The 15,431-nt window shown below is 69.0% G+C and carries 14 protein-coding genes and 1 tRNA gene; 4 read left to right on the forward strand and 11 right to left on the reverse strand.

Annotated features, from left to right (window positions below):
* Nucleotides 1-34: 34 nt before the first annotated feature.
* A complete protein-coding gene (locus tag ABH923_RS07835; protein WP_370054776.1) occupies nucleotides 35-676 on the reverse strand; it encodes a DUF2625 family protein in 642 nt (213 codons plus the stop codon).
* Nucleotides 677-852: 176 nt separating this feature from the next.
* On the opposite strand from ABH923_RS07835, the gene ABH923_RS07840 reads away from it, so the two are divergent.
* On the forward strand, nucleotides 853-1,482 hold the full coding sequence (locus ABH923_RS07840; protein WP_370054777.1) for a DUF1269 domain-containing protein: 630 nt from the start codon (nucleotides 853-855) through the stop codon (nucleotides 1,480-1,482).
* A 165-nt stretch (nucleotides 1,483-1,647) separates the two neighbouring features.
* On the opposite strand, the gene ABH923_RS07845 is transcribed toward ABH923_RS07840, so the two are convergent.
* Together ABH923_RS07845 and ABH923_RS07850 are read right to left on the reverse strand one after the other, a co-directional pair.
* Nucleotides 1,648-2,400 (reverse strand): hypothetical protein, encoded by a 753-nt coding sequence (locus ABH923_RS07845; RefSeq protein ID WP_370054778.1) that lies wholly within the window; start codon nucleotides 2,398-2,400, stop codon nucleotides 1,648-1,650.
* A gap of 332 nt (nucleotides 2,401-2,732) precedes the next feature.
* Nucleotides 2,733-3,509 carry a PASTA domain-containing protein gene (locus ABH923_RS07850; RefSeq protein WP_370054779.1) on the reverse strand — a complete coding sequence of 259 codons (777 nt, stop codon included), beginning with the start codon at nucleotides 3,507-3,509 and terminating at the stop codon, nucleotides 2,733-2,735.
* A 165-nt stretch (nucleotides 3,510-3,674) separates the two neighbouring features.
* On the opposite strand from ABH923_RS07850, the gene ABH923_RS07855 reads away from it, so the two are divergent.
* Nucleotides 3,675-4,094 (forward strand): hypothetical protein, encoded by a 420-nt coding sequence (locus ABH923_RS07855; RefSeq protein ID WP_370054780.1) that lies wholly within the window; start codon nucleotides 3,675-3,677, stop codon nucleotides 4,092-4,094.
* A gap of 37 nt (nucleotides 4,095-4,131) precedes the next feature.
* Here the strand turns inward: ABH923_RS07855 and ABH923_RS07860 are convergent, their stop codons facing one another.
* Nucleotides 4,132-5,190: an AI-2E family transporter gene (locus ABH923_RS07860; RefSeq protein ID WP_370054781.1), complete on the reverse strand. Its 1,059-nt coding sequence runs from the start codon at nucleotides 5,188-5,190 to the stop codon at nucleotides 4,132-4,134.
* Nucleotides 5,191-5,458: 268 nt separating this feature from the next.
* Between ABH923_RS07860 and ABH923_RS07865 the strand changes: the two genes are divergently transcribed.
* Nucleotides 5,459-5,875 carry a hypothetical protein gene (locus ABH923_RS07865; RefSeq protein WP_370054782.1) on the forward strand — a complete coding sequence of 139 codons (417 nt, stop codon included), beginning with the start codon at nucleotides 5,459-5,461 and terminating at the stop codon, nucleotides 5,873-5,875.
* 223 nt (nucleotides 5,876-6,098) lie between these two features.
* On the opposite strand, the gene ABH923_RS07870 is transcribed toward ABH923_RS07865, so the two are convergent.
* Together ABH923_RS07870 and ABH923_RS07875 are read right to left on the reverse strand one after the other, a co-directional pair.
* The gene (locus ABH923_RS07870) at nucleotides 6,099-7,643 is read right to left on the reverse strand and encodes a hypothetical protein (protein WP_370054783.1); all 1,545 of its coding nucleotides are present in this window, start codon (nucleotides 7,641-7,643) and stop codon (nucleotides 6,099-6,101) included.
* Between the two features lie 380 nt (nucleotides 7,644-8,023).
* Nucleotides 8,024-8,113: transfer RNA gene (locus tag ABH923_RS07875), tRNA-Ser, on the reverse strand.
* 102 nt (nucleotides 8,114-8,215) lie between these two features.
* On the opposite strand from ABH923_RS07875, the gene ABH923_RS07880 reads away from it, so the two are divergent.
* Nucleotides 8,216-8,980 (forward strand): SGNH/GDSL hydrolase family protein, encoded by a 765-nt coding sequence (locus ABH923_RS07880; RefSeq protein ID WP_370054784.1) that lies wholly within the window; start codon nucleotides 8,216-8,218, stop codon nucleotides 8,978-8,980.
* Here the strand turns inward: ABH923_RS07880 and ABH923_RS07885 are convergent.
* From ABH923_RS07885 to ABH923_RS07905, 5 genes are all read right to left on the reverse strand, one after another.
* Complete coding sequence (locus ABH923_RS07885; protein ID WP_370054785.1) at nucleotides 8,977-9,915, reverse strand: alpha/beta hydrolase; 939 nt, start codon at nucleotides 9,913-9,915, stop codon at nucleotides 8,977-8,979. The genes ABH923_RS07880 and ABH923_RS07885 overlap by 4 nt on opposite strands.
* Before the next feature lie 155 nt (nucleotides 9,916-10,070).
* Nucleotides 10,071-11,432 carry a DNA repair protein RadA gene (radA, locus tag ABH923_RS07890; protein ID WP_370054786.1) on the reverse strand — a complete coding sequence of 454 codons (1,362 nt, stop codon included), beginning with the start codon at nucleotides 11,430-11,432 and terminating at the stop codon, nucleotides 10,071-10,073.
* Nucleotides 11,433-11,547: 115 nt separating this feature from the next.
* Entirely contained in the window at nucleotides 11,548-12,183 is a 636-nt protein-coding gene (locus ABH923_RS07895; protein WP_370054787.1) for a hypothetical protein, read from the reverse strand.
* A gap of 45 nt (nucleotides 12,184-12,228) precedes the next feature.
* A complete protein-coding gene (locus ABH923_RS07900; protein WP_370054788.1) occupies nucleotides 12,229-12,741 on the reverse strand; it encodes an amino-acid N-acetyltransferase in 513 nt (170 codons plus the stop codon).
* Between the two features lie 106 nt (nucleotides 12,742-12,847).
* Complete coding sequence (locus ABH923_RS07905) at nucleotides 12,848-15,376, reverse strand: ATP-dependent Clp protease ATP-binding subunit (RefSeq protein WP_370054789.1); 2,529 nt, start codon at nucleotides 15,374-15,376, stop codon at nucleotides 12,848-12,850.
* Between the last annotated feature and the right edge of the window lie 55 nt (nucleotides 15,377-15,431).

Below are 15,431 nucleotides of genomic sequence, written 5' to 3' on the forward strand. Positions count from 1 at the left end.
CCACGGCCATGACCTGGCTGGGCTGACTCCGCCCTCACGCGACGCCGCCGTCGAATCGACGCGCGGCCTCCGCGTAGAAGAAGTGAAGTTCGGCCAGGGGCACCACCGCGCGGGACACTGCGTTCGCGTCCTGCCCCTCCCGTGAGAAGGGCGGCGGATACAGGGTCCAGCCCTGGTCCGCACGCAACGACCTGGTGTCGTCTTGCCAGCCGGTCCACCGCAACGAGCCGTAGAACTCGGCCAGCCCTCCGGCGAGCGCCCACGCGACGAAGGCCGAGTGTCCCCCGCCGATCCCGGACCACGCGAGCGTATCCGGTCCCCAATAGCAGACCTCACCCGCGGCGACGCCCAGGCCTCCACCGTCGATGGCGAAGCGTCCGCCCAGCGCATCGAAGGCGACGACGAGATGCGACTGAGCGCGGCCTCCACTGTTCTCCTCCGCCAGGCTCGGCAGGCCCGGCGAGCCGCCGCCGAGGATGCGCAACCAACTGCTGTCGACGAGGAGACCACCCGTGTTCGCGGCTATCGCCCCCAACGTGGAGTGCTGTGTGAGCGGAAGCTCGTGCCCGACCGCGTGGGCCCGGAAGGCATCCACGGAAAGAACCTCGACCTCCACGGACGCTTCGCGGACCTGGCGGACGACCGCCGGCCAGACGGATTCGTCAGCGTCGGACATGCAGCATCGCTCGCATCCCTGTCATGCCGCGAGCGTACCGGCATCGATGGTCGTGGCTCGGGCACCCGGGCCGGCAGCACGACGGGGCGGTCTCAGCCGATTGGCCTCGCCGCGAGCGGCGCCCGCTCCTATACTTTCGCCCGAACGGGCAGACACCGCTCTCAAAGGAGACCGAAATGACCGATGCAACATCCACTCCCGCCGACGAGTCCGGCGCGGACGACACGGCCGTCAGCGTGCAGGCGGCCGGCATCAGCGACGGCGCTTACGCGCTGATCGCCGCCGATTTCTCGGACGCCGACATCGCGATGGAAGCGTACGAAGCACTCAAGGATGTCGAGGACGGCGCGACTGTCAAGATCGACGGGGTCGTCGTCGTCAAACGGGACGAGGACGGCAAGCTCCACGTGCAGAAGGCCACCGACCACAGCACCCGCGACGGCCTCGCCTGGGGCGCTGTCGGCGGCGCGGTCCTGGGTGTCCTGTTCCCGCCGTCGATCATCGGCAGCGCCCTCGTGGTGGGCGCGGGCGGCGGTGTCTTCGGGAAGCTGCGCGAGCGCCACCACAAGAAGGAGCTGGCGAAGGAGCTCGAGGATGCGATCGCACCCGGCCACTCAGGGATCATCGCGTTGGTCTCCAACCCGGGCGAGGTCAAGATCCGCAAGGCGCTCGAGAAGGCCGACCGTATCGTGGAGAAGGCCGTCGACGATGCGGCCGCGGCGGACATCAAGGCGGCGGGCAAAGATGGGGACAGCGCAGCCGACGCACCCTCAGCCACCGCGAGCGACTCCACCGACAAGAAGTAGAACGGCAGCGCGGAGCCGCAATCGCTCCGCGCTGCTCTAAGCTCTCTCCTGGTCCCGCCCTAGTCGCAAGGCGCACCCCCGCTGAGCGGCCCTCTGGAGAGGGAGGCAGCCGTTGTTCGAGCCGGGCCGGGATGGGGTGAACTCGACCTGTCCGCGTCGTGGTGGTCAGTTGAGCGCGTCGAGCTGCTGCTGAATGATCTGCTTCGTTTGGTCCGGGTCGGGCGTTGCTGCCGTGAAGTGACGCACGTACACGAGGATGTTGCCGTGTGGAGCGGTCATCCGAACGTGGGCGTTGCCGAGTGAATCCAGCTTGTCGACGACCAGGCTGGTGCCGTTCACGTCGGGAGCCGACTGGACGCTCCCGCCTTCGCGGCCGCTCCGCCACGTCTGAGTGAGGTCGAGGTACATGCTCTCAGCGCCCTGCGGGGTCCGGAACTCGATCAGGACGACCTCGGTCTGTGACCGATCGGCATTGATCCAGCCGTTTCGGGCAGCGGAGACGAAGCCCCGCTGCTGGGCGAGCTTCGTCTCGTCAGCGCGTGCATCCGCGGCGTAAAAGTGGTCGACGAAGGTGGGCAGATCCAGAACGCCGGTCGGCGAATTCACCCACGGCGTTGCGTCCGACGGCGGCCGCAGGATCTTGCCGAGCGGTCCATCAGCCTGAGCCGAACTCCTCGCCGACAGTGATGCGAACGACCCGTCGACGGTGGCGACGACGCTTGCCACCATGGGGAGCAGGACGACGCTCAGCACGAAGGATGCGCAGCCGACGCAGAGACCGATGATGCCGAACGTGCGCACCCGCCGGACCTGGCGCTGGGCTTCCGCGATCTCTCCGACGCGCACGGCGGGGTCGATCCTGTTCCACGCGGACAGCAGTGAGTACAACGCCAGAGGCCAGAAGAACAACCAGTTCACGACGAGCCAGCCGGTTGGCTTCCTCACCGCTACCGGCGCGAAGGGAAAGTACCCTCCCGGTGGGTATGGTCCCGGGGAGGGCATCCCCTGACCTCCAGGTGGAGCGAAGGGACCCGGTTCATGGAATTGTGTCATTCAGGCTCTTCCAGCTTCAGCTCGGCGGACGCACCGGGTCATGGCGAGGAGGGCGGAGGCCCCGAGGCTCAGTATTGGGCAAGCCCTCATCACTCCGCCAGGAATTGCGGAGTCGGCCGGCCCCCCAATCCGAGGCATGCCAAGCCCGCGCTGACTTCGGCATCATGCGGCCCGACATCGAGCTCGCACGTCCCGGACTAGACGACTCCGCGGAGGAAGCCGGTGACGATACCGAGAGGCAAGACCGGAAGCTTCGGAAGCGGCAGGGAGGGCACGGGCGGGGTCGGCACCTGGACCACCGGCGGCGGTGTGACCGGCGGCGCGGGCTGCGGGACCGCTGGCGGCTGCGGCGCGGCTGCCGGCGCCGGTGAGGCGGGCGCGGCACCACCACTCTGGGCGGAGCCGGTTCCTCCGGCTCCGCCTGCATTCGGGGCTCCGCCGGTTCCCCCGGCCCCGCCGGTTCCCCCGGCTCCGCCCGTCGCGGGCGCGATACCCGACGCGGCCGGCGCCGAGACGCTTCCCGGGCCCGTCGCGCCGCTCGCGTTCTGAGGAGGCGTCGAGACAATGGTCCCCGCCGGTGCGACGGTCAGGGCGATCGTCGTTCCCTTCGCCACATGCGATCCCTCGCCCGGAGACTGCCGCGTCACGACGTAGTCCGTCCCGCCCGTCGGGGACGCTCCCGACTCGGTGCGGGACGACGTCGAGAACCCGCGGGCACGCAACGTATCCCTGGCACGGGTCTCGGAGAGGCCGATCACGTTCGGCACGGACAGGGCGACGACGGGAGCCGCACCAGGCGCTGACGACTGTGATCGGGCGGGCGCCGGCATCAGATCGGCCGTCACCAGGGGCGTGACGACCAGCGCCGCCACCAGGGTGGCGGTCACGAGGGCGCCGGTCCGGAAAGGGTGTTCGACGATCACATCGCCGACTCGGCGCAGTCCGCCGACCCGCGCGATATGCCTGCCCACCATTCTCTCTTCTCTGCCGATGATCGAGGCGACTGGCGTATCGCCAGCCGTCCGCGGAGACAGTACGCCTCGCGTGCAGTGTTCGCGAGGGACGCCCAGGAGGCTCGGAGGAACGGAGGTCCGTGCCACCGCCATCCCGGCTGTTACGATCCTGCGAAGGGGGAACGGATGAAGCGGATCACGGCAGTTGGTGTGCTCGCAGTGGCTGTGTTCACGTTGAGCGGTTGCGTTTCCTCACCGTCGCCGTTCGATGGAGAGCGTAAGGCCGGGGACGAGCTCCCCGCCGTGTTCTCCGACATCCCGATCAGCGGCGACACGTCTACGTCCCGGTATCAGGGTCAAGCCGACGGTCACCGCTTGTATCTGGTGAAGGCGGCCACCGGTGATCTGCAGTTCTGCCTGGCGTACACCGACGGGACGAAAGAAGGCTCTGGGTCGTCCTGCTCCGGTGGAACCTGGGTGAAGACGACGCTGCCGGACCGCGCAGAGTTCGAAGTCCAGCTGAACGGCTTCACCGATGCGCCGGCTGCGGGAGAGAAGCAGATCTCGCCGTGGGTCAGGCAGACGTCGAGGGCCAGGGGCGCATAGCGCTTCGAGCGTTGCCGCTCCCGGCGAGGCCCGAAGATCACGGTGGGTCCTCCGTGTCCCAGGTGAGCCAACGCGCGAGAGCCGCGCCCTTGTCGTCACCGATGAGGAGGAACCTCACCAACAAGCTCAGCGGCACGGCGAGAATCGCTCCGATTGGTCCGAGGAGCACACTCCAGAGCACGACCGAGAAGAAGGTCAGGGTGACGCTCAGCCGAACCGTCCTCGCTACGAAATGCGGCTGGATCAGTTCCTGAACGACGACGTTGACGACCGCGTACAGGGCGAGCACGAGCAGTCCCATGCCCCAGCCACCGATGACCAGCGCCAGCACGAACGGTGGAAGCAACCCGATGACGAAACCGACGTTCGGGATGTAGTTGGTAACGAACGCGAGCACCGCCCAGACGAAGGGAAGCGGGATGCCGATCGCCCAGATGGCGAGACCGTCGATGATCGCCACGATGGCGCCGAAGATCGTGTTGACCACGTAGTAGCGTGCGGTGCCATCGACGAATCCGCGAAAGGAGCGCACCCTCATCGGCTGCTTCGCCGCAAGCTCATCGGGCATCTCGGCCAACCGTCGCGCGTCGATCGCCATGAACCAGACGTAGCCGAGCACGAAGAAGAGGGCCGCACCCAGGCCGACCAGCTGCTTGCCGGCGTTGAACACCCCGTGCAGGATCGCATCGGGCTGAAGCCAACCGCCGACCGTGTCGGCGGACGCCGGGTCGAACCCGAGCGTGCCGAGGAATTCTGCGACCCCGCCGGAACTCTTCTGCAGTTCGCTCGCATAGTCGGTGAGGACCCGGGCGAACTGGCCGAGGGCGAGCACGATGACCACTCCGAGCACTGCGATGATCGCGTAGGCGGTAGCCACGACAACGACCGTGCCCAGCCAGCGCGGCAGCCCACGCCGATCGAGGGGGCGGCGCACCGGGTGTGCCACGATCACGAGCACCGCCGCGAGAATCAACGGGCCGAGAAACCCGCGCCCCGCCCAGATGGCCCACGCGGCAACGCCGGCCGAGGCGAGGGTGACCAGGACCCGCGTCGGCTTCGCGAGGCCTATCGGCCGATGCTGCTCCAGGTCGGCCATTGCGATGACTCCGTGTTCAGAGGCGTGGGATGAGGGCACCTCGGGCGATCAACAATTTGTGAGTGCCCCCGCAATGTATCCGAGGTGCATACCGTGGCGCGACGGCGGGTCGCCATGAACTGGGTGCTCGTCATCCTGCAGGGCTGCGTCGTCATCGGCGCCCGCGGAGGTTCCGGCAAAATGCCCCATTGCCACACCTCGACCGCGCGCATCATCATTCGGCTGACAGCAGTTCCGCGCTTCACAGACACGCAGGGGGTTGGCAATCATGACTCGAACACAGACTCAGGAACCAGCGCAGCGGACCGGCTGGGTCGGTTGGATCTACTTCGCTGGGGTCGTGCTGCTCATCGGAGCCGCCATCGACATCTTCTACGGGATCATGGCCATCATCGGGCCGAACACGGCGTACTTCGTCGGCCCGAACGGCAGAGCCGCATCGTTCAACGTTGCCGCCTGGGGATGGTGGTCCCTGATCGTCGGTATCGCCCTGATCGTCGCCGCCGCCTGCCTCCTGACCGGCAAGACCTGGGCGCGTGTGCTCGTCGTCATCATCGTCGCGATCAATGCGGTGTCTCACCTGATGTCGTTGCCCGCGCAACCCTGGTGGGCGATCATCATGGTCGCGCTCGACGTGCTCGTCATCTACGCGGTCACCGTGCACGGGCGCGAACTTCGGTCCTGACCCGCGGCCGCGCACGGCCGGCAGAGAGTTCGCGTGCGGCGACCGGTTTCCCGCGGCTACAGGTGTTCCGTGGACGCGCCGGTGCCGCACGCGAGCTGCGAGACGAAACCGCGTCCGGTGGGGCTGGGCCGAGCCTGTGAAGCCGGCACTCCGCGACGAGTCAGCAACGACGATCCGGCGGCCGCGCCGAGAAGGGCACGACCGCCGGACGTCGGGGAAAGGACTACTGCGCCGCCACCAGTTGGCCGACGTATCCGGGAGCGTTCGGGCTGCCCCAACCGGTTGTCAGGTCGTAACCGGACGTCGTCGGGTATCCCGGCACCGGGTCGGGCGTGACGAATCCGTCGGATCCGAGGTCCCAGATGCGGTTGTTCTGCAGCACGCCGCTCGGCGTCGTCCCGTAGGTGTGCGGGACGATGTCGTTGAACGCGGCCGACTTGTCGAACGAGGCACTGTAGATCACCGGGTTCAGGAATCCGATCGGTCCCTTGCCCGCTGCCGCGCGCTGCTGGTTCCCGATTGCGGTGATGGCGGCGAACTGCGGTGACGCAGCCGAGGTTCCACCGTACACACCCCAGCGCGGGCCGCCGTAGAGCGACGGGAAGTAGGTCTCGTACGTCAGCACGCCACCGTTCACCGCCGCGTTGAACGCCACATCAGGCACGCCGCGCTTTGCGCCGACCACGCCGGACACGGTGCTCTGGTAGGACGGGCGGGCGTAGACGGTCGAGAGGCCGCCACCCGTTCCGATTCCCTCGAAGCTCTCGTTCCAGACGTTCTCCGAGCTGCCGCCGCTGGTCCACGACCAGTAGGCCGGGTTACGCGCACCCGATGCGAGGAACGGCATGTCCTGGGTGGGGGCCCACTGCCATCCCGACATCACCTGCGTGCCGCCGACCGACGTCACGTACGGCGAGACGTTCGGGTAGCTCACCTCGGGGGTCGAGCCGACCGTCGTCTGACGGTGCGACCGGGTGACACCGGTCGATCCGTTGTCGCCGGCGGAGGAGAAGAACGTGTCGCCCTTCGCCAGGCCGCGCTGGAACGTCTGGTCGAACTTCGCGAACTGCGCGGCCGCGGCTCCCCCGAACGCCTGCTCGTCGGTGCCGAAGGACATCGAGAACACGGTGCCCGATGGGTACGCTCCGACAGCCCAGTCGATCGCTTTCATGAGGTTCGGCAGGCCTTGGACGCCCTGGGTTTCGGCGGGAGGAGTGGCGACGAGCACGATGTGCGCCTTGGGAGCCATGGCGTACGCCCACTCGATGTCGAGGCTCGCCTCACCGGCCCAGCTCGCGGCCGCGTTCGGGCCGGACTGGCCGACTCCCTTTCCGGTGGGGTTCTTGTAGTCGGGCTGGCCGAGGGGGTACACCTCGCTGAAGTCGGGTGTGGGGCCACCGTAGGTGCTGGCGAAGAACGACAGGTCGTTCGCTCCCGTCGGGGTGCCGTACGCGTCGACCAGCACGATCGTCTGTCCGGCGCCGTCGTTGCTCGACGCGAGCGGACCGAGGCCGTAGAACGAGCGCAGCTGGTCGGGCCCGTAGCAGTGGAGCGTGGTCGACACCCGGTTGTCGGGTGCGGGCCGCTGGCACGAGACGGCACCTTGGGCGCTCGTCGCGTCGGTGAACGCCGAGTCGGGTGCGCGCAGCGCCATCGGCTGCACGGACGCGGAGTTCGCGACCGGCGGCGGAGTCGGAGCGCTGAACCCGGTGGCGCCGAGTGCGGCGATACCGAGTGCGGCGGCAAGGATTGCGGATCTATTCTTCATCGAACTTCACAACCTCCTCATGAGAGTCGCGCGGGGCTGCTGGCGCTTGTGACGCGGCGTTGCTCGTGCGCGCAATTGGCAAGAAAGTATCACCGCCGAGAACGGCCTGTCTACGCCCGACCGAGGGCCTGCCGCCGCGTCCCGTGAACCTTGTTCTCACCACTCGTTCTGCGCCACCCGCTTCACCGTCGCGGAGAACCCCTCCCCTCGAGATCAGGTGCCCGGCGTCGCCTGCGTCGGCTCTGCCGAGTAGTGCCTCGGACGGGCTCAGAAGTAGCGCCTCAGCGACGGCAGATGCGTCAGGGTGGGCAAATCGCCTTTTCGGGGAAAGCGAAACCCCCGCATCCCTTGTAAAAACGGGGATCGCGGGGGCTTGCACGTGGCGGTACCGGTGGGATTTGAACCCACGGTGGGCTTTCACCCACACAACTTTTCGAGAGTTGCACCTTCGGCCGCTCGGACACGGTACCGCCGATGAGTTTACTGGATGCGCGCGGTCACCGCGAATCGGGCAGGGGCCGGGCGCGCCCGAAGCTCAGGGAAGCGCAAGTGGACGGCAGTACGCTGCCGGGATGGGCATTCTGAAGCCAGCGGTCTGGCTGGGCGGCGCTCTGGTCGTCGCTACGGGCGCGGTGGCCGGGCGGGTGTGGGTCGCGCGGCAGCGCGCGTCGCTCGCCGCCGGCAAGGAGCGCATCAACCAGACGCTGCCCGTGCACTCCGCGTGGTGGCGCGACCACGCCAAGACGGAGGGCGAGATCCTCTACGTGGCCATCGGGGACAGCGCCGCGCAGGGGATCGGCGCCTCCGTGCCGCGCAACAGCTATGTCGGCGTGATCGCCGACCACGTCCGGTCCGCGACCGGACGGAGCGTCCAGGTCGTCAACCTGTCCGTGTCCGGGGCGACCGTCGCGCTGGCCGCCGACGACCAGATTCCCCGGCTCGCCGACCATGCCCCCGACCTCGTCACCGTGTCGATCGGCGCGAACGACATCGCCGATTTCGACCCCGTGCGTTTCCGGGAAGGCATCCGCCGGGTGTTGGACGCGGTGCCGTCGGACGCGATCGTGGCCGACCTCCCGTACTTCTACCTGCCGCACAACGAGCGCAAGGTCGCGGTCGCGAACGGCATCCTCCGCGAAGCGGCCGCCGAGCGCGGGCTGACGGTCGTCCCGCTGCACGAGGCCATGCGGCGGGAGGGGTGGCGCGGGGCGCTGCACCACTTCGCCGACGACTGGTTCCACCCGAACGACCACGGCTACCGGGTCTGGGCGTCCGCCTTCCTGCCCGCGGTCATCGAGCAGGCGACGGCCAGGTTCCCGCGGCGCGCCGCGCTCTAAGCTGCGTCCTGCGGCAGCTTTGTGTTCGGCGCCAGGAACGACAGCACCCGCTCCCACGCCGGCGCGATGACGAGGTGACCGGCGCCGGGGAACATCTCCATCCGGGCGTCCGGGATCGCCTTCCGGTACCAGGCGGCGTGCGCGTGACCCGCGATCGGGTCGGCGTCGCCGCCGATGATGAGCGTCTTCGCCCGCACCGCTCCCGGATCGAAGCCCCACGGTCGCGCGGTGTAGCTCAGGATGTCGGCCGCCACGCCGCCGGGACCCTGGCGGTAGGCGTCCTTCAACATTCGGCCGAGCCGGTCCTCCAGGCCGCGGCGGCCGAGCACCTCGGCGTCCACCGGTCCGGCTCCGAGCGCGTCGAGGGGGACGCCGCTCTCCAGGTCGGCGGCCCGCATTGCGTCGGCCTGGCCCTGCAGCATGGCGGACAGCCGGCTCCTCGCCTCGTCGGGTGAGAGGCGACCCAACTCGTCGGACTGCTTCTGCAGTTCGGGCGGGATCCACGGCACGTCCTCGTTCGGGGCGGGAGTCGCGACCACCGCGACCCGGTCGACGAGCTCGGGATGGCGTGCGGCGAAGGCGAGCGCCACCCGGCCGCCGGCCGACCAGCCGGCGATGCCGATCGTCGGCGGACGGTTGACGCCGATCGGCGCCTCCAGCCGCTTCATCTCGCGGATGTATTCGGCGATGTCGTCGGCGGCGCCCACGATGCTCGGCCAGGAGCCGGCCGGCCACGGATCGCTGGAGCCGTAGCCCGGCCGGTCGAGCGACACGATGTGGACGCCGCGGTTCGCCGAGGCGTCCGGGTCGGGGTCGAACACCGACGAACCGGGGGCGGGATGGCAGAACACGATGACACGCGCGGCGACCGGGTCGCCCAGGGTGGTGACGCCGACACGTCGGCCCGAACGGAGGGTGAACGTCAGGTTGGCCATGCGGCCCATTGTGGCCCGAGGGCCCCGCGGCGAAAACCCTCGCGTCGCCACGGGAGGAGATTCCGTTCGACATGCCGCGCGCGGGCAGTCAGCGGAGGAGTCGTGCCGCGTGTCGGGGGCGGAACTCCTCCATTAGCCGCGGGCCGGAGGCGGGGTCAGAAGGCGGCGTCGAGTTCTCGCTCGCGTGGGGTGGTGGCGGCAGTGAAGGCGACGCGCAGTGCCTCCCGGATCGTCGCGGCGCGCTCGTCGATGCGGGTCGAGAATCCGAGCCGCGTCGCCTCCGTCGCCCGCTGCTTGCCGCTCGTCACCGGCCGGATCTCCCCCGCCAGGCTGATCTCGCCGAATGCGACGAGCGTGTGCGGGATGGCCCGGTCCGTCGCCGCCGACGCCACCGCCAGTGCGATGGCCAGGTCGGCGCCCGGCTCGGCCAGCCGCACCCCGCCGACGGTGGACACGTACACGTCCTTGTCGCCGAGGCGGATGCCGGCCCGCCGCTCCAGGACCGCCAGCAGCATCGCGACGCGCGAGGAGTCCACCCCGTTCGTCACGCGCCGCGGGTTGGGCGCGGTGGTCGCCACGACGAGCGCCTGCACCTCCACCGGCAGCGGCCGCCGGCCCTCCATCGCCACAGTGACGCAGGTGCCGGACACCGGCGTCGTGGTGCGGCTGAGGAAGAGCCCGCTCGGGTCCGGCACCTCGGCGATGCCGTCGCCGGCCATCTCGAAGCAGCCGACCTCGTCGGTCGGCCCGAACCGGTTCTTCAGCGCGCGCACGAACCGCAGCGCGGTCTGGCGGTCGCCCTCGAAGTGGCACACGACGTCCACCAGGTGCTCGAGCAGGCGCGGACCGGCGATCGAGCCGTCCTTGGTGACGTGACCGACGATCAGGATGGGGAGCTCGCGCTCCTTGGCTACGCGGATGAGCGTGCTGGCGACCTCGCGCACCTGGCTCGGGCCTCCCGCGATGCCCTCGATGGACCCGCTCGACACGGTCTGCACGGAGTCCACGATGACGAGCGAGGGCCGCACAGCGTCGATCTGGCCGATGATCGTCGCCAGGTCGGTCTCGGAGGCGAGGAAGAGCTGGTCGTGCATGGCGCCGGTGCGCTCTGCGCGCATCCGCACCTGGCTCACGGACTCCTCGGCGCTCACGTAAAGGACCGGCCGGCCCTCACTCGCGGCCCGCGAGGCCACTTCCAGCAGCAGCGTCGACTTGCCGACCCCTGGCTCACCGCTCAGCAGGATGGCCGCGCCCGGCACGATGCCCCCGCCGAGGACGCGGTCGAACTCCCCGATGCCGCTCGGCCGGCGCTCCGCCGGCTCCGTGCCGACCGACGTGATCGCGCGCGCCGCGCGGTCCGCGCTCACGACGACGGGCTTCAGAGCGCGCAGCACGCCCGTCGGCGCCGACGCCTCCGCGACGGTGCCCCACTCCTGGCATTCGCCGCAGCGGCCGACCCACTTCACGGTCGTCCAGCCGCACTCGGTGCAGCGATACGTCACAGCGGCCTTTGCCACGGAACCTCCTCAGTCGCGCTCCACACTACGGTCGGCCACCGTCATCGGCGGGAGGATCGCGGAACTCGTGGAGGAGCCCCCGCCGAGCCCGAACTGTGGAGGACAACAGGGCGGCTCAGCGCAGCGCGAACTGCTTCGTCGTCGCCGAGGTGATGCCCGCGACCGACACCTGCAGGTGGTACGACGCACCGCCGGCCGGCACCTGCGCACGCTGCGCCTGGCACGTCGACGGGTCGGACCGCGTGCGGTCCCAGGTGATCGGGGTCTGCGACGAGATCGTCTTGCCCGGCTGCAGCAGCACCTGGGCGTCGACCTTCGAGCTCTGGCAGTCCGTCGACTTCCAGTAGACCTCCGAGCCGCTGGTGATCGTGAACACCTGCTGGGCGGTCCCGGCGTCGAGGACGCACGCGTTCGCTCCCGTGTTGGTGAGGGCGACCGAGAGCTGCGGGAGCTGGCCTGCCGTGTAGCTCGCGGCGTCGGTCACGGCCTCCACCTTGACGTCGGCCGGCTTGCAGGCCTGGCCGCTCGCGCTGGCGCTGGACGTCGGGATGCTCGTCGCGGCGGCCGCGGTCGGCGCCGGTGTGTTCGTCGTGACCGGGGCGGTGGCGGGCTCACCGCTCGACGAGCCGGGCCGGACCACGATCAGGACGATGACCACCACGACCGCGACGAGGCCGAGGAGGACGATGAGCCGACGGCGCCAGTAAACGCCGCTCGGCTTCGGGCCGACTGGGTTCTTGAACGTCGACATGCCCGCAGAGTAGCGCCGACCCGCGACACGCCGGGGCAGGCGCGCTCAGAGATGCTTCAACATGCGCGTGTTTCCCAGGGTGTTGGGCTTCACGCGGGCGAGGTCGAGGAACTCCGCGACGCCTTCGTCGTGCGAGCGGACGAGCTCGGCGTACAGGGTCGCATCGATGGACTCCGAGCCCATGTCCTCGAAGCCGTTGCGCTCGAAGAAGCCGACCTCGAAGGTGAGGCAGAACAGCCGGCTGAGTCCGAGCTCCGCCGCGTCGGCCTCCAGCCGGCCGAGCAGCGCGCGTCCGACGCCGCGACCGAGCCACGGATCAGCGACGGCGAGCGTGCGCACCTCGGCGAGGTCGCTCCACATCACGTGCAGCGCGCCGCAGCCGATCAGCTCGCCCTCTGCGGTCTCGGCGACGCGGAACTCCTGCACCGACTCGTAGAAGGTCACCGCCTCCTTGCCGAGCAGGATGCGTCGCTGCACGAGCGGCTCCACGAGCTCCCTGATGCCGGGCACGTCGCTGGTCCGCGCCCTCCGAACCACATACGCGCCGTCAGAACTCACGTCTCCAACCCTACCGACCACCACCCCCGCACGAAGAAACCGCCGAGTACGCAGATCGTCTGCGTACTCGGCGGTCTCTAGCGGATTATCCGCGTATTCGGCGGTCTCAGTCGTTCGCGTTCGCGGCGAGGTCGGGAGTGGCCGGGCCGGTGCCGATCGCGGCGGCGGTGTTAGCGCCCGCGCTGACGGACTCCTGGCGTGCGGTCGTGGTGAACACGAACTCGCCGTCCGTGAAGTCGACGTGCACGTGGTCGCCCGCGTTCAGCTCGCCGTGGAGGATCTTCTCGCTGAGTCGGTCCTCGATCTCGTGCTGGACCGCGCGGCGCAGCGGCCGCGCTCCCAGCGTCGGGTCGAAGCCGACCTCGATCAGGCGCTCCTTGGCGGGCAGCTCCAGCTCGATCGTCATGTCGCGGTCGAGCAGCCGGTCGGAGAGGCGCTTGATGAACAGGTCCACGATCTGCAGCAGCTCGGCCTTGTTCAGCTGCGGGAAGACGATGATCTCGTCCACGCGGTTGAGGAACTCCGGCTTGAAGTTCTTCTTGAGCTCCTCGTAGACCTTGCCGCGCATCCGGTCGTAGCCGGTGGTCGGGTCGCCCTCGATCTGGAAGCCGACGGGGCCGCCGGAGATGTCCTTCGTGCCGAGGTTCGTGGTCATGATGATCACGGTGTTCTTGAAGTCGACCACGCGACCCTGGCCATCGGTCAGACGTCCCTCCTCCAGGATCTGGAGCAGCGAGTTGAAGATGTCCGGGTGCGCCTTCTCGATCTCGTCGAACAGCACGACGCTGAACGGCTTGCGGCGGACCTTCTCGGTGAGCTGGCCGCCCTCCTCGAAGCCGACGAACCCGGGAGGGGCGCCGAACAGCCGGGAGACCGTGTGCTTCTCGCCGTACTCCGACATGTCGAGCGAGATCATCGCCGACTCGTCGTCGAACAGGAACTCCGCGAGCGCCTTGGCCAGCTCCGTCTTACCGACACCGGTGGGGCCGGCGAAGATGAACGAGCCGGAGGGGCGCTTGGGGTCCTTCAGGCCGGCACGGGTGCGGCGGATGGTCTTGGAGAGCGCCGAGATGGCCTCCTCCTGACCGATGACCCGCTGGTGCAGGGCCTTCTCCATGAACACCAGGCGAGCGGACTCCTCCTCGGTGAGCTTGAAGACCGGGATGCCTGTGGCCTGCGCGAGAACCTCGGCGATCAGGCCCTCGTCGACCTCGGCCGTCGTCTTCACGTCGCCCGAGCGCCACTGCTTCTCCAGCCTCAGCCGCTCGCCGAGGAGGTTCTTCTCCTCGTCGCGCAGGGAGGCGGCCTTCTCGAAGTCCTGGTCCTCGATCGCGGCCTCCTTCTGGGAGCGCACGGCGGCGATCTTGTCGTCGAACTCACGCAGCTCCGGCGGCGCAGAGAGGATCGACAGGCGCAGGCGAGCGCCGGCCTCGTCGATCAGGTCGATGGCCTTGTCCGGCAGGAAACGGTCCTGGATGTACCGGTCGGCCAGGTTCGCGGCCGAGACGATCGCACCATCCGTGATCGACACCTTGTGGTGCGCCTCGTAGCGGTCGCGCAGCCCCTTCAGGATGTTGATCGTGTGGGGCAGCGATGGCTCCGCCACCTGGATGGGCTGGAACCGGCGCTCGAGCGCGGCGTCCTTCTCGAAGTGCTTGCGGTACTCGTCGAGCGTGGTCGCGCCGATGGTCTGCAGCTCGCCGCGGGCCAGCAGCGGCTTCAGGATGCTGGCCGCGTCGATCGCGCCCTCGGCTGCACCGGCGCCGACGAGCGTGTGGATCTCGTCGATGAAGGTGATGATGTCGCCGCGGGTGCGGATCTCCTTGGTGACCTTCTTCAGGCGCTCCTCGAAGTCGCCGCGGTAGCGGGAGCCGGCGATGAGCGAGCCGAGGTCGAGCGTGTAGAGCTGCTTGTCCTTCAGCGTCTCCGGCACGTCGCCGCGGACGATCGCCTGCGCGAGACCCTCCACGACGGCGGTCTTGCCGACGCCGGGCTCACCGATCAGCACGGGGTTGTTCTTGGAGCGGCGCGACAGGATCTGCATGACGCGCTCGATCTCTTTCTCGCGCCCGATCACGGGGTCGAGCTTGTTGTCGCGCGCGGCCTGCGTGAGGTTGCGGCCGAACTGGTCGAGGATCTGGCTGCCTGCCTGCGCGGTCGCCTGATCGTTGCCCCCGACCTGGACCTGCTCCTTGCCCTGGTAGCCGGAGAGGAGCTGGATGACCTGCTGGCGCACGCGGTTGAGGTCGGCGCCCAGCTTCACGAGCACCTGGGCGGCGACGCCCTCGCCCTCGCGGATGAGGCCGAGCAGGATGTGCTCCGTGCCGATGTAGTTGTGGCCGAGCTGGAGGGCCTCGCGGAGGCTCAGCTCCAGGACCTTCTTGGCACGCGGCGTGAAGGGGATGTGGCCGGTCGGCTGCTGCTGACCCTGGCCGATGATGTCCTGGACCTGCTCGCGGACCGCGTCCAGCGAGATACCGAGCGATTCCAGAGCCTTGGCGGCGACACCCTCACCCTCATGGATCAGGCCGAGCAGGATGTGCTCCGTCCCGATGTAGTTGTGGTTGAGCATCTTGGCCTCTTCCTGGGCCAAGACGACGACGCGGCGAGCGCGGTCGGTGAATCTCTCGAACATTTCTACTCCTTGGCGACGCCGTTGCAGGGTCGGCGCCGATACAACGAGAGTAACC

Origin of the sequence: Leifsonia sp. EB41, assembly GCF_041262565.1 — a bacterium.
In the GTDB taxonomy this organism is placed as follows: Bacteria; Actinomycetota; Actinomycetes; order Actinomycetales; family Microbacteriaceae; genus Leifsonia.

What these genes read in the sequence shown, in the direction of transcription:
- ABH923_RS07860 (WP_370054781.1), bottom strand. Translation starts at nt 5,190, where the DNA reads ATGGCCGACCTGGAGCAGCATCGGCCGATAGGCCTCGCGAAGCCGACG.
- ABH923_RS07840 (WP_370054777.1), top strand. Translation starts at nt 853, where the DNA reads ATGACCGATGCAACATCCACTCCCGCCGACGAGTCCGGCGCGGACGAC.
- ABH923_RS07880 (WP_370054784.1), top strand. Translation starts at nt 8,216, where the DNA reads ATGGGCATTCTGAAGCCAGCGGTCTGGCTGGGCGGCGCTCTGGTCGTC.
- ABH923_RS07895 (WP_370054787.1), bottom strand. Translation starts at nt 12,183, where the DNA reads ATGTCGACGTTCAAGAACCCAGTCGGCCCGAAGCCGAGCGGCGTTTAC.
- ABH923_RS07835 (WP_370054776.1), bottom strand. Translation starts at nt 676, where the DNA reads ATGTCCGACGCTGACGAATCCGTCTGGCCGGCGGTCGTCCGCCAGGTC.
- ABH923_RS07885 (WP_370054785.1), bottom strand. Translation starts at nt 9,915, where the DNA reads ATGGCCAACCTGACGTTCACCCTCCGTTCGGGCCGACGTGTCGGCGTC.
- ABH923_RS07870 (WP_370054783.1), bottom strand. Translation starts at nt 7,643, where the DNA reads ATGAAGAATAGATCCGCAATCCTTGCCGCCGCACTCGGTATCGCCGCA.
- ABH923_RS07850 (WP_370054779.1), bottom strand. Translation starts at nt 3,509, where the DNA reads ATGGTGGGCAGGCATATCGCGCGGGTCGGCGGACTGCGCCGAGTCGGC.
- ABH923_RS07865 (WP_370054782.1), top strand. Translation starts at nt 5,459, where the DNA reads ATGACTCGAACACAGACTCAGGAACCAGCGCAGCGGACCGGCTGGGTC.
- ABH923_RS07905 (WP_370054789.1), bottom strand. Translation starts at nt 15,376, where the DNA reads ATGTTCGAGAGATTCACCGACCGCGCTCGCCGCGTCGTCGTCTTGGCC.
- ABH923_RS07855 (WP_370054780.1), top strand. Translation starts at nt 3,675, where the DNA reads ATGAAGCGGATCACGGCAGTTGGTGTGCTCGCAGTGGCTGTGTTCACG.